Below are 12,476 nucleotides of genomic sequence, written 5' to 3'. Positions count from 1 at the left end.
CTTGCAACGCAATTTTATCAAAAGATTTAGATCGTTCTTTTTTAGGCCGTTGAAATACCCCTGTTCTGTTATAGTAGTTTACCTTTTATCTTATTCGAATGATCTTATGCACTCTTGAAAATTGGTAAACGAACGCTAATAGTAAATAACCACCATCACGGATGAACGATTCGAAGCATAGGATACCTATTGAAATTTTGCTTTAAAGGATAGCCTATTTACTTTCCAAAACAGAAAATAATAATCCTTTATTGATAAGGGGTTGTGACTCTCAAGGTACAAATAAGGTACAGATAAGATGTGATTTTAGGAGTTTTACAAAAAACAGCCTCTAAATTCCTTTCCGAAGAATTTGATTTAGAGGCTTCTTTTTGAATAGTTCCCTGTTTTATTACTCTGTGGCTAGTGAAATAAGATTAATTATTCCCTCCAAGGCTAGATAAGTATGGTGAACCTGAACCTTATCAATTGATTCACCTTGAGCCTTTTGATTTAGATAATTATCAATATCTGGTTCCCAAACTGATAAAGAATTTTCTACCAGTCGTTGGTTTGCTGGTGAATAAAAAAAAGACTTTACCTTTCCTAAAATTGTCTTTTTAATTTCCAGAGCTCTATCATGATCTTCATCAAAAAATGGCCCAATTAAACCTCTCATGTCCGCAATGGCTGACGTTTTACTCATAATTTAGATTTTTAATGGAGACCAATATACCAGTAGTTTTTCCATTTTTAAAATGCTAAATGCATTAAATCGAAATTTAATTGACTATGTGAAGTAAGAAGTCATTTAGGTATACCCAAAATAAGTATCTGTTTAAAATTGATAATGTGTGATTTGCTTATATTATTTGAGCATATCCGTTCGTAATATCTTGGCTAGAACCATGAGAGATTATTAATAAAATCAACTTAGGACTAAAGTCCTATTAACCATTATTGAATGAATAGAAAATAAGTATGCAAATACCCATTACTAAAATACCTAAGAAAGTCATCCATAATTCTCCCTGTAGTAAGTTTAAGAAGTCACTTTCAAAATTGGTACTCAAAAAAATAAAAAATAGTATTAATATTACCGCAGGTATTATAAAGCAGCCAACCGGGGTCTTTTTCTTATTTTCCAAATTATTTGATTTTTCCAAATATAGCAAACTAGTTTAAATCTAAAATTGCAGTCACCGTTTTACGGCCGTTATAACGGTAATTCATAAATGAAATAATTGCTCTATTTCTGATAAGGTAAACCGATCGGCTTCATTAATTCTTTTCATTAATTTCAGATATCTTTTAGTTGGTTTACCATTGTAAAACTTCTTGAAGTGCTTACTGTAAAGTAATTCATAGTTTTTTTCACTATCGAAATAACTACCATAGACCTTTTCTATTTGTCGCCATGTCTTGCTCTTGGTTTGACTTTCGTACATACAACCCCTAAAGGCTTGACGATGTAAAAAGTAACCGGAAACCGAATACAGTTTACGACAACGCTTGTTGGTTTCAGGACATAGAAAATACCAAATAACGCCTTTCCCCAGGTTGGAAGGAATAGAAACTAAGTTCACCTTATAATTTCGCGGCTCTTCCCTAAATTTATAGTCCAACTCGATATAAGGTTGATTACTGTAGGTATTTACTTTTATCGAAATACTACCAGTTGAGGTTCCGTTTCTACTCCAAGTTATTGTTCCAGTTCTTACTTGGCCGGATTTGAGGTATTCCCATTGCTTTAACTTGGAAATGTTTAATTGTAATACTTCGTCGAATAGAGTAGGGAAGGTGTGATTTTTTGGCATGGCATAAGTTTTTTGAAACCTAAATAATTAGAGAACCTAGAAAAAGGATGTTACTTATTGACACTATAATTGAATTGTAAAAAGGTAATCATCGCAATAGCGCCTTAAATTTCTCAACTGTTATTTCTTTTATTTTCGCGTGATAGTTTTTAGTTGAGGAATCAACATACTTATTGTAAGCTAATCGTTGCCGATATCGTTCTTGCTTTGTAAGAGAAGTCCAATACTTCCCATCTTTCCATTGATATAGTTTTTTAGTCATCGTAAAACTGTTTTCAGGAGATTCAAATAGTAAACAGTTTTGCCATTCCTCCAGAACCATATCTTTTAATCGTTGATATTTGTTTAAATCTAAAAGATCGGAAAGGCATTTAATACCTATTTTGTTGATCCTAGCCATTCTTGTGAATTTAAGTTCAATTCTCATATTAGGACTGTTCAAACCATATTGAAGGCCTTTATCATAGACCTTCACAATGTATTGTGAATGCTCAGCTTGTTTGATATAACCTCCAATCCTTGAAACATCTTTGAAAGAAGTGTTTTTATGGCATAAAAGCGAGTCTAATACATCTTTACTTGCTTTTGGAGGTCTAATATTCACCCCGGTCTCAAAGTTGCTAATAATGGCTTTATCTAAATTAATATGGAAAGTATTAGCAAGCTTTCTTAAGACTTGTTGTATCATAGAAAAAGTGAAGTCATTGTAATTATGTTTTCCTTCATTAAAAAATTTATGAATACTGCCTTGAATCCTAAGTAGTCCGTTATCAAACAAAATAAAATCGATCCCCTTATAATGGGCTTTTTTCCTGGGGATCGATTCAGCTGTTTTGCAATAATAAGAACCAACAAAGTTTAATAATGGGTGCTCTTCAATATAAGTTACATCGCAACCCCAAATGTTCATCTTAATAAAATCGACCACAACTTTAAAAAAGAGAAAGTTGATCTGATAATTCTGAGAATTCAGGATTTGTGGTAATATACCAGGCTTTGAATCCTGTCTTTTCGCAATAATCCTTTTTAATCTCCCAAAGACGTCCAGAACATTCTAAATCTCGTTTATACCTACAGATATTCTTTTGTGGTACTCCGGTAGCTTCAGATACCATTGAAGCTGTTGCAATATGATCCTGTAAATATTGAAATATGGTTATCAGTTGGGTATTAAAGTCCGTATCTTCACCCTGTCTTTTATGTAAAGGGTTGTTGCTAGTGTTTTCCATTACTTCAACCCTTTTTTATTGTTGGACAAATATGTTTCTGCCTGTTGCTCAATTTCAGAGTTTGACATCTTACGCCCCTCTTTCAGATACTCCATGAGTTCAGTACTGGAAAAGTAAAGTCGTTTGCTTCGCTTCATTACAGGTAATTCACCCTTACTTACTTTGCTGTAAATAGTGGGTACTGTAAGATTTAAAAAATGTGCTGCATCCTGAACGGTTAGGAGTTGTTCAGAATTTTTAATTGGTGCAGACTCTTTTGGTAAGTGTTTTAGGTCAAGTATCAAATTTTCAATACTACTTAACCTTGCTTCAATTACTTCAAATGGATTGTTCATTTTGTAACAGTTTTAATATTTAACTGTCACAAATATTTAACGGGTAGAGAGCAGGTAACCGGTTATAACCAGTTACAACATTTATTGATATTCAGCATCTTGTATTCTTTTAAGAATGGAAATTTCGTCTTTTACTCTATTTTGTTTGTCTATAGGCAATTCTTCAACTACGCTTTGCAGTAGTTCGATTTTATTTTTTAATCTTTTTGGCGTGCATGGTTGAGGTTTACCTTTTCTATTTGCTGCACTTAAATAGAATGAATAGTGTTGAAAAAGTTTTTCACCTGAATTATGCCCATATTCTTTGGCAATTTTATTTCCGTTTTCTCGGGTAATTTGTATTTCCGAATAAACATACTTCAAGGCAATTTGACGAATGGTAAGGTTAGGTTTTTGCTTGTCATTTTTTTGAGGTTGCAAAGTTTTACTTTGGTTTCTTGCTTTCTTAAAGGCTGTAAGAATAGCTTTTTTTATGTACAATAATTGCTGATAACCCAAATTGTAAGCAATACGACCATTTGTTAAGGAATGTAAGTGTACAGTAAAAGTCTGGCTACCTATTCCATCCGGTCTTACATCTTTGAGTTCTTTTTGAAAAGATTCAATAGCATGTTCCCTTGTTTTTCCTTCAGGATGGTCATAAGGCTTTTTAGGGTTTTTAACTTCATTCAACAAAAAATATAATTCGCTTTTACGCTCAAATATTTTGTCTTGTAAGTATTTTTCCCAAACCTCAACTACTTTTAAGCAACCGCTAAAAAACTCGTCTGCTTCATAGAAGTGTTCTACTTCAGCTTTTTTAAATACTCTATAAAAATATTTCTCTAAGAACTCCCTGTTATTATCCTTGAAATAACCTTGTAAAACAATATCTAAATAATTCATTTCTTTTTCTTGTGCATTAGAATTTGCAGAATAGTTTTTCAAATTTGTTTTTTTATTTATTTGGAGTTTATCAATTTTTAGTTCATTCAAATAATCATTGATAACATTATTAGCATACATTGTAAGCTCTCGATATTTTCTTTTTGCAATATCACGTTCAATTTTATTGTCAAGCATAAAATCAATTCTTTCTTGCCCCATTTTCTGATTCTCAATGAAGTCCTCTAAAATTAGTTTTGATAATAGACTGTTTTCCAGCTTCGGCAATAAGTTTAGAATATTCTTAGCAAAGGCTTCAGCATATTCTTTGGTTTCAGCATCTTTATTCCGGATAACATACAGATTAAAGTCTTGAATTATATCCTGAATTCTTTCTTGTTTTATCTTTTGAATAATTGCTGTCTTCTCAATTGAATGCTTTTTGAATTTATCGGGAACTTCTTCTTTAGCCGATAGATCGTAAAATTTATTTCGAATATCTTGTATGGAAATTTCAAAATCTGTTTGGGTTATAAACCCTGCCATTCCAGTTTGATTTACAGGGATTCTTTTACTTGCTTCTCGACGACCTGCTTCTAATTCTTCCTTGGTATAATAACTACTGATAAAAAGATCCAAATCTGGTTCAGGTTTAGTATCTAAATACTCTTCAAATAATAATTTCCTTAGCTGTTTATTTTTTTGGAATAAGTGAAGAAAGGGAACTATAAAAACTCTTCTACGGTTTAAGTCTTTTAAAAATTGCCTTTTAATTTTCATTTGTCATTAATGCTTAAATGGATTACATATCCAGTTTAATTTTATTGGCTGCCTTTCGTTTTGCTTCATCAACTATTTTGGCATAAACTTGCGTTGTTTTGAGGTCTTTATGTCCTAACATCTTTGATACTGTGTAAATATCAGTACCATTAAATAGTTGTAAGGTGGCAAACGTATGTCTGAAACAATGAAAGGTAATATCCTTAGTTATTCCTGCTGCTCCGATCCATTGAAATAAGTGTTTGTTGTGATATGCGGAATATTTTAGCCCCTCAAATACTGATTTATCTTGTGGCATTTCTTTGGGGTTTTCTTCACCCTCAGTAAAGCCGTAAGCCTGTTCGGAGATTGGTAATACTTCAACGCCTTTCGTTTTCTTTTGGCTAAAGTTCAGAAAATAGCCTTGTCCTTTGATGTGCTCTAGTTCGCTCCAGGTCATTTTTTGAATATCTGAAAACCTCAACCCTGTTAAAGCAGAAAACAAGGCAGCACGTTTTAACAAAGGGTTGTTACAATCCGTTTTAACGAGCTTATTTAGCTCATCAATGGTTAAATACTCACGTCTTGTTTCAGTTGCTTTAATAGGCTTTATCCTGGAGTTTAAATCATCTTGTAGGATACCGTCTTTAAACGCTTGTTTTAAAGTGGCTTTAACTTTATTGAAATAAGAAACCGCTGAATTTTGAGAAAGTTTAGTTTTAGTGCTTCTATTGCTTTTAGTATTCAGTAAATATTCTTTTAAATCCTCTAAAAATTTCTGGTTGAGGTCGGCAAATCTCAAACTACCATTTGTATAGGCTTCAAGGTAATTTAGTGCGGAAACCCAGTTATCGTAATTTGTACCTTTCCGTTTATCTGCAAGTTTTCTGAAATATTCCACAAAACATTGTTCGCCTAAATCTTTTATTCTTAATTGTTCCTTTTCATACTGGCTGTAAATTTCTGGCTTGTTCAGAAAGTTTTCACGCTTTTGGCGTATGCTTTCACCTATTTTCAAAGTTTCAGCATTATGCTTCTTGTCAATTGGAGTTTTAGGCTTTCCAAAAATGTAAAGTCCTAAAAATTCCCTACGTGTATCTTTTCCGGTTTCAGGGTGGGGAATAGGTGGGTAAAAATCAAGATACAGGCTTTTACGACCTTTACTAATGTCTTTCTGTCTTAAACTTACTTTTGTGGCCATAGTCTTTTATGCATTGTGAAAATAGTGAAAACGTTTACGGATAAAAAATCTATTTATTAATCAAATATTCTATCAATTTCAGATCGCTTTATTCTTGTCATTCTTTGCCCTAAGTTTACAGCTGAAATAGTTCCATTTTCAATGTAATTATAAACCGAACGTACCGAACAGTTTAATAACTCTGATACTTCACGAACAGTTAAAAATTCTTTGGCTTTAAGTTGCTCAATAGGTTGCTTCTTTTTTTTCCTTGTTTCACTAATTGATTTCTCAACTTTTTCAGATCGCTTTTTTGCCTTGTAAGCTCTTTGATTGCACTTATGGGAACAGTATTTAGTTACCGTCGTTCTGGCTGTAAATTCTTTTTTACAATATTGGCAAATTCGTTGAACCTCAATTTTACTACTCATTATGTAACTTTAATTATTCTTAAGGGTATTTAAGTGCAATTAAGTGTAAATTAAAAAGGGTTATATCCTAAATTTATGTACCTCAACTGCATAAGGTACAATGAAGGTACAAATTTGTACCTAATAAACACATATTAACTCAAAGTAAACATTAACTTGGTTGCATTAAAAAAGCCCTATGAAAAAGGCTTTATAATCGTTTTTAATATGTTTTCTGATTACCTGTTTTGTGATAGTTACTTTCCAATACAGAAGTTGGCGAATATATTTCCTAGGAGATCGTCGTTAGTAATCTGCCCTGTGATTTCTCCAAAATGATATAATGCCTGTCGAATATCTATCGCAAGGAGATCTCCACTTAATTCATGATTCAGGCCTTCTTCTACCTTGTTCATTTCTTCCAGAGCCCGGAGCAATGCCGCGTAATGCCTGCTGTTAGTGACGATGGTGTCACTGTTTCTAAGAGCTCCCGTATTCACAAACTCCAACAGTTTTTCTTTTAATTCCTCAACACCTGTATTGGATTTTGCGGACAGCAGAAGGTACTGTGCCCGATTGTTCATCGCTGAAATCAGATCGAGTTCTTTTTTCAGTTTTGTGATCTCTTCTTCTGCGAGTCGGTCGATCTTATTGGAAATAATCAAAAGCGGTTTAAGCGGAAACTTATTTTTAATCTTTTCAATTTCTATACGCACCTGCCTGAGTCTTTCGGTATTTACCGCAATTTGAGAGGAATCTACCAGATATACTACCACCTGCGCCTGGCTGATCTTTTCAAAGGTCTTTTTAATACCGATGCTTTCCACCACGTCTTTGGTATCACGGATCCCGGCAGTATCAATAAACCGGAATCCTACACCCCCAATGCTCATTTCATCTTCTATGGTGTCCCTTGTGGTTCCCGCGATATCTGAAACGATGGCGCGTTCTTCGTTCAATAAGGCATTTAAAAGAGTCGATTTCCCCACATTTGGTTCGCCAACAATGGCCACAGGAATTCCGTTTTTAAGTACGTTACCGGTCGCAAAGGAATCGATCAGTCTCTTAAGCACGGTCTGAATTTTAGAAACCAGTTCCCGAAATTGATCCCGATTGGCAAATTCCACGTCTTCTTCAGCAAAGTCGAGTTCCAGCTCAATAAGCGAAGCGAAATTCAGCAATTCTTCGCGTAGTTTTTGAATTTCGTTGGAAAATCCTCCACGCATTTGCTGCATGGCCATCTGGTGAGACGCAGCATTTTCCGAATTGATCAGGTCTGCAACAGCTTCAGCCTGGCTGAGGTCCATTTTACCATTCAGGAATGCCCGCAGGGTAAATTCTCCTGCTTCCGCAGAGCGGCAGCCTTTCCGAATCAATAATTGAATGATCTCCTGCTGAATATAAGGACTTCCGTGACAGGAAATTTCTACTGTTTCCTCACCAGTATACGATCTTGGGGCACGAAATACAGAAACCAAGACTTCGTCAAGTGTTCGTTCACCATTCATGATATTTCCCAGGTGGATCGTATGCGAAGCCTGATCTTCGAGGGGCTTTTTACTTTTAGCCACAAAAAGCGGTGCGATGATCTTAATAGCTTCTGGTCCAGAAACCCTGATTACGGAAATGGCCCCGGCTCCCGCAGGAGTAGCAAGGGCTACGATGGTGTCATTCAGCTTCATGCCGCAAATTTAGTAAACTCTGCAGGTGTAACAATAAGAAAGTTTTGTCGTCTATTAAATACACGCTTATCAAAAACCATCAAAAACATCAATCATGAGAGAAGACAAACAATTGCTCGTCATCACCCATTTAAGTCAGTTATTAGATCTTATTACCGGGATTGGCGGCTTCATCGTTCCGCTTGTGTTATGGCTTACGCAACGGGATAAGGTTGCGGGAATGGACCTGCACGGTAAGGCGATTATGAATTTCCAGATCAGCCTTTTTATCTATTCCATTTTGTGTGTTCCGCTGATCATTTTCCTTGGTTTAGGAATTATCCTGCTAATCATCATTGGGATCATTGCACTGGTTTTTCCAATTCTAAATGCGATCAAGGCCAGTAACGGCGAGATGCCGTATTATCCTCTCAGTATCGAGATCATCAAGTAATACTCATAGAAAAAGCCCGATGCAGTTAGCGATCGGGCTTTTTCGTACTATCAAATATGAATCTTAGTTATTCAGCATCACCGGCATTACGAGCATGGTGATTTTCTCACCCGGGTCAAGGCCATCAACCGGAGTTAGAATTCCGGCCCTGTTCGGCAAACTCATTTCCAGCATTACTTCATCAGCTGCAAGGTTTCCAAGCATTTCTACAAGGAACCTGGAATTGAAACCAATTTGCATATCGTCTCCCTGGTAAGAACAGGTTAAACGCTCTTCTGCTTTATTGCTGTAATCCACATCTTCTGCGGAAATATTCAGTTCGGCACCGGCGATTTTCAATCTCACCTGGTGGGTTGTTTTATTAGAGAAAATAGAAACCCTTCTAACAGAACTCAGGAACTGGTTTCTTTCGATCGTCAGTTTGTTTGGGTTCTCTTTTGGAATGACGGCTTCATAGTTTGGATATTTCCCGTCGATCAGTCTACAGATCAAGGTCGTATCGTCAAATGTGAATTTCGCATTCGAATCGTTGTACTCGATCAACACATCGCTTTCACTGCCGGCAAGGATACCTTTTAAAAGGTTCAATGGCTTTTTAGGCATGATGAATTCTGCAGGGGCATTTGCCTGCACATCTTCCCGAGAATATTTTACCAGTTTATGGGCATCAGTCGCAACAAAGGTGAGCCCGTCTTCTTTAAATTGGAAGAACACTCCGCTCATCACCGGTCTCAGATCATCATTTCCGGAAGCGAAAATGGTTTTCGAGATCGCTGTTGCAAGCACATCACCTTCAACAACCGTGCTGTTTGGATCGTCCAGCTCAACCGGGTTCGGAAATTCCTCTCCATCAGCATAAGCTAGCGCATATTTACCATGGTTCGAGCTTAGTTCAATGGTGTGATTATCTTCCGCAACGAACGTAAGCGGCTGCTCCGGAAAAGTCTTCAGCGTGTCCAGCAACAGCTTTGCGGGAACAGCAATTTTTCCTTCAGAATCTGACTCTACCTGGAGTTTCGCGCTCATAGTCGTTTCCAGATCAGAAGCAGAAACAGTTAGTTCGTCATTCTTGAGGTCAAACAGGAAATTATCTAAAATCGGTAAGGTATTACTGTTGTTGATTACCCCTCCAAGTATTTGTAGTTGTTTCAGCAAATAATTGCTGGATACAATAAATTTCATCGGCTATTGTTGATTAATTTTGAATCCTTTACAAATATATTTGAATAAAGCCGAAATGGAAGGCGAGCGCAGGAGTTTTTATTAACAGAATCTGAAATGGCTTTTAAATCAAATAACTGAAATACAGTAGTTTAAAAATTAAAATACCAGCCAGATTGTTAATATGTGCGCTTAGGTGCCAGATTGGGTTTTCGATCGAAATCACTTTATATATTTCCGGCGGCGGTAGTAATGAAAGCCTAAACCGAAAAGCGCGAGGATGACCAGCGGAGCTGCGAGGTTGATGAGCTGCCAGGTCGTTCTTTCGGCTTCCAGCTTCTCGCTGTCCAGGAATGCAATTCGAACTTCTTTTGACCGAATATCGATAAGCCCATTGTCGTCCAACATATAATTCACGGCATTCAGGAGAAATTCCTTATTTCCGTAACTGTTTCCGGTAAATCGATCAAAGCCTAACTCTACCGGGCGACCCCGCTGCAGGTCATTTTTGATCACGTCCCCATCAGAGATCACCAGCATCTTGGTATCGCTGCTTTGATCCTTCACATCGTCCAGTTCAAAAGGCTTGATCCGGTTCTTGTATACTGATGGAAACTGGCCTTCCAGCAGCACGGCAAGATTTTGCTCTCCACTATTGAATGCTGTAAGATCGGGTTTTTCATTTACCAGGTCGAGGCTGATCTGTAGCGGCGTTCCCTGTACTTCAGTTCTTGGAGAGCTGGTAAGCAGAACGGTTTTGTGAATGCCGTTTTTCAAGGTGTCGATCGGGTTGGCATACTCAAATTTTACAGCTTCCAGGTTATTGATGATCGGGTGTTGATTAGGAGAAGTGGTTAACGGACTATAAAACCAGGGATACGGGTTAAATCGTGTCTCACTTCCCTCTCCGCTGGCTAAAATTATCGGCGCAGAATAAAGGTCTTTTACCAGTTCCGGGTTGATCCTAATACCATAAGAAAAGAAGTAATCACCCAGGTTCAGGTCCTTCGGGATTGCGATCGCCGTCCCGGAAGCGTTCATGAGACTGTCACTTTCCATATTGGTCATTTCTGCCAGCCAGATCATTTTTCCGCCATGCATCAGGTACTGGTCAAGTACCAATTTTTCTTTTTCAGAATAGGCCTGCGTCGGTTTTGGCTCGATCACCAGGTCGTATTGCTCCAATTCTTTTAAAGTTCGTTGTGGAACCTTAGCTACGGAATCCAGCGTAAATGGCGCCGTGTAATAATACTGCTGAAGCGTTTTGACGAAGTCGGCGATATTGGCATCTGGCAGTTCCCCATTTCCGCGCATGATGGCGATCTTTTTTTTGCGTGGATAAACCAGTTTACTGATCCCGTCTGCCAGAACATATTCCAGTTGCTGCACCGAAGCGGTAACGCGTTCTTCATCAGTGGAACCAATCTGGTTCTTCATCAAAGGAATGGTAACCGTTTTTTGGCCATAATTGGCAATTGCCCAGGGAAAGACGATACTTTCACTGTTTTTGCCATTTTCACGCACGTTTACCCGGGCGGGTGTCATCCCCATTTGCATAAATTCCTGGGCCACAATATTGGCGTCCTGGCCATTTTCCAAAGGATCTACAAAATTGAATACTATGTTCCGGTTATGAGCAGCGAATTCTTCCAGCATCTGGCGGGTTTCACTTTGCAGCCGGCGGAATTCTGATGGAAAAGAACCTTGCAGGAACACATCAAAAATGATCGGGGAGTCTACGTCTTCCAGAATTCGTTCCGAAGCGGGAGAAAGGCTGTACCGCTGATCTTCTGTAAGATCCAGGCGTGTATAGAATTTACCGGAAATCCAGTTGAGGGCGATCAGTGCCACCAGTAGAATGATCAGGGATCTGGAACTTTTGGTGCTCATCATCTTCGGATTTTATTTCTGGAAATATTCTGTTCCGTTAGTTTCAAAAAAAGAAGAATGACACTCAGAAAATAGATAACATCGCGGGTATCGATCACGCCGCGGCTGATGCTTTCGTAATGAAAATTAATTCCGAAGTATTCCAGGATATAAGATTTTTCCCCGGTAATACCGGTTTCGCTCAAGGCTTCAAAAGCATAAAAACTCACAAAGCATAACAATACGGCGAGCAGGAAAGCCACGATCTGGTTCGATGTGAAACTGGAACTGAAAATACCAATGGCGCAGTAACATCCGGCAAGGAACAACAATCCCAGGTAAGATCCCAAAGTAGCTCCCAGGTCGAAATTGCCCACTGGCCTGCCCAGAAGGCTGATCGTATAAAGATAGATCAATGTGGGAATGATGGCCAGGGCTACCAAAGCGAGGCTGGCGAGGTATTTCCCGAAGACCAGTTTCGAAAGGCTAATTGGTTTTGTAAGCAGCAATTCCAGCGTGCCCATGCGGCGTTCATCGGCAAATAACCGCATGCAGATGGCCGGGATCAGAAAAATGAAGATCCACGGAGCCAGTTGGAATAAAGGATCCAGGCTGGCAAATCCGGAATCCAAAATATTGTATCCGCCGCTGAAGACGAACAGGAACAGCCCGGTGATCAAAAGGAACAGGCCAATGACCAGGTAACCCGTCAGTGAACTGAAAAATGATCGTATTTCCTTCTGAAAAATTGCTAACAT

General features: G+C 37.9%; 13 protein-coding genes. 1 reads left to right on the top strand and 12 read right to left on the bottom strand.

Annotated elements, in window-relative coordinates; all coding sequences use genetic code 11:
• Positions 1-391 precede the first annotated feature (391 nt).
• From GRFL_RS00145 to mnmE, 9 genes are all read right to left on the bottom strand, one after another.
• Positions 392-685 carry a hypothetical protein gene (locus tag GRFL_RS00145; RefSeq protein WP_083642418.1) on the bottom strand — a complete coding sequence of 98 codons (294 nt, stop codon included), beginning with the start codon at positions 683-685 and terminating at the stop codon, positions 392-394.
• Between the two features lie 523 nt (positions 686-1,208).
• Positions 1,209-1,796, bottom strand: coding sequence for a hypothetical protein (locus GRFL_RS00135; RefSeq protein WP_083642414.1), 588 nt, complete (start codon positions 1,794-1,796; stop codon positions 1,209-1,211).
• 88 nt (positions 1,797-1,884) lie between these two features.
• Complete coding sequence (locus GRFL_RS00130; protein WP_083642413.1) at positions 1,885-2,706, bottom strand: hypothetical protein; 822 nt, start codon at positions 2,704-2,706, stop codon at positions 1,885-1,887.
• A gap of 22 nt (positions 2,707-2,728) precedes the next feature.
• Complete coding sequence (locus GRFL_RS00125; RefSeq protein ID WP_083642411.1) at positions 2,729-3,025, bottom strand: hypothetical protein; 297 nt, start codon at positions 3,023-3,025, stop codon at positions 2,729-2,731.
• Positions 3,025-3,360: a helix-turn-helix domain-containing protein gene (locus GRFL_RS00120; protein ID WP_083642410.1), complete on the bottom strand. Its 336-nt coding sequence runs from the start codon at positions 3,358-3,360 to the stop codon at positions 3,025-3,027. The genes GRFL_RS00125 and GRFL_RS00120 overlap by 1 nt, the downstream gene beginning before the upstream one ends.
• Before the next feature lie 81 nt (positions 3,361-3,441).
• Positions 3,442-5,004: a hypothetical protein gene (locus GRFL_RS00115; protein WP_083642408.1), complete on the bottom strand. Its 1,563-nt coding sequence runs from the start codon at positions 5,002-5,004 to the stop codon at positions 3,442-3,444.
• A gap of 22 nt (positions 5,005-5,026) precedes the next feature.
• Entirely contained in the window at positions 5,027-6,184 is a 1,158-nt protein-coding gene (locus tag GRFL_RS00110) for a tyrosine-type recombinase/integrase (RefSeq protein ID WP_083642406.1), read from the bottom strand.
• A gap of 56 nt (positions 6,185-6,240) precedes the next feature.
• The gene (locus tag GRFL_RS00105; protein ID WP_083642404.1) at positions 6,241-6,594 is read right to left on the bottom strand and encodes a helix-turn-helix domain-containing protein; all 354 of its coding nucleotides are present in this window, start codon (positions 6,592-6,594) and stop codon (positions 6,241-6,243) included.
• A gap of 236 nt (positions 6,595-6,830) precedes the next feature.
• Positions 6,831-8,255, bottom strand: a complete 1,425-nt coding sequence (gene mnmE, locus GRFL_RS00100) for a tRNA uridine-5-carboxymethylaminomethyl(34) synthesis GTPase MnmE (protein WP_083642402.1) — start codon at positions 8,253-8,255, stop codon at positions 6,831-6,833.
• 94 nt (positions 8,256-8,349) lie between these two features.
• On the opposite strand from mnmE, the gene GRFL_RS00095 reads away from it, so the two are divergent.
• Complete coding sequence (locus GRFL_RS00095) at positions 8,350-8,688, top strand: DUF4870 domain-containing protein (RefSeq protein ID WP_083642401.1); 339 nt, start codon at positions 8,350-8,352, stop codon at positions 8,686-8,688.
• A gap of 63 nt (positions 8,689-8,751) precedes the next feature.
• Here GRFL_RS00095 and dnaN read toward each other — a convergent pair whose 3' ends face one another.
• From dnaN to gldF, 3 genes are all read right to left on the bottom strand, one after another.
• A complete protein-coding gene (gene dnaN / locus GRFL_RS00090) occupies positions 8,752-9,870 on the bottom strand; it encodes a DNA polymerase III subunit beta (RefSeq protein ID WP_083642399.1) in 1,119 nt (372 codons plus the stop codon).
• A 201-nt stretch (positions 9,871-10,071) separates the two neighbouring features.
• Complete coding sequence (gldG, locus tag GRFL_RS00085) at positions 10,072-11,742, bottom strand: gliding motility-associated ABC transporter substrate-binding protein GldG (RefSeq protein ID WP_083642397.1); 1,671 nt, start codon at positions 11,740-11,742, stop codon at positions 10,072-10,074.
• Positions 11,739-12,476, bottom strand: a complete 738-nt coding sequence (gene gldF, locus GRFL_RS00080; RefSeq protein ID WP_083642396.1) for a gliding motility-associated ABC transporter permease subunit GldF — start codon at positions 12,474-12,476, stop codon at positions 11,739-11,741. The genes gldG and gldF overlap by 4 nt, the downstream gene beginning before the upstream one ends.

The organism is Christiangramia flava JLT2011 (genome assembly GCF_001951155.1).
Lineage (GTDB): Bacteria > Bacteroidota > Bacteroidia > Flavobacteriales > Flavobacteriaceae > Christiangramia > Christiangramia flava.
This window is presented reverse-complemented; position numbering and strand designations above follow the sequence as displayed.

What these genes read in the sequence shown, in the direction of transcription:
- GRFL_RS00145 (WP_083642418.1), bottom strand. Translation starts at nt 685, where the DNA reads ATGAGTAAAACGTCAGCCATTGCGGACATGAGAGGTTTAATTGGGCCA.
- GRFL_RS00135 (WP_083642414.1), bottom strand. Translation starts at nt 1,796, where the DNA reads ATGCCAAAAAATCACACCTTCCCTACTCTATTCGACGAAGTATTACAA.
- GRFL_RS00130 (WP_083642413.1), bottom strand. Translation starts at nt 2,706, where the DNA reads ATGAACATTTGGGGTTGCGATGTAACTTATATTGAAGAGCACCCATTA.
- GRFL_RS00125 (WP_083642411.1), bottom strand. Translation starts at nt 3,025, where the DNA reads ATGGAAAACACTAGCAACAACCCTTTACATAAAAGACAGGGTGAAGAT.
- GRFL_RS00120 (WP_083642410.1), bottom strand. Translation starts at nt 3,360, where the DNA reads ATGAACAATCCATTTGAAGTAATTGAAGCAAGGTTAAGTAGTATTGAA.
- GRFL_RS00115 (WP_083642408.1), bottom strand. Translation starts at nt 5,004, where the DNA reads ATGAAAATTAAAAGGCAATTTTTAAAAGACTTAAACCGTAGAAGAGTT.
- GRFL_RS00110 (WP_083642406.1), bottom strand. Translation starts at nt 6,184, where the DNA reads ATGGCCACAAAAGTAAGTTTAAGACAGAAAGACATTAGTAAAGGTCGT.
- GRFL_RS00105 (WP_083642404.1), bottom strand. Translation starts at nt 6,594, where the DNA reads ATGAGTAGTAAAATTGAGGTTCAACGAATTTGCCAATATTGTAAAAAA.
- mnmE (WP_083642402.1), bottom strand. Translation starts at nt 8,255, where the DNA reads ATGAAGCTGAATGACACCATCGTAGCCCTTGCTACTCCTGCGGGAGCC.
- GRFL_RS00095 (WP_083642401.1), top strand. Translation starts at nt 8,350, where the DNA reads ATGAGAGAAGACAAACAATTGCTCGTCATCACCCATTTAAGTCAGTTA.
- dnaN (WP_083642399.1), bottom strand. Translation starts at nt 9,870, where the DNA reads ATGAAATTTATTGTATCCAGCAATTATTTGCTGAAACAACTACAAATA.
- gldG (WP_083642397.1), bottom strand. Translation starts at nt 11,742, where the DNA reads ATGATGAGCACCAAAAGTTCCAGATCCCTGATCATTCTACTGGTGGCA.
- gldF (WP_083642396.1), bottom strand. Translation starts at nt 12,476, where the DNA reads ATGTTAGCAATTTTTCAGAAGGAAATACGATCATTTTTCAGTTCACTG.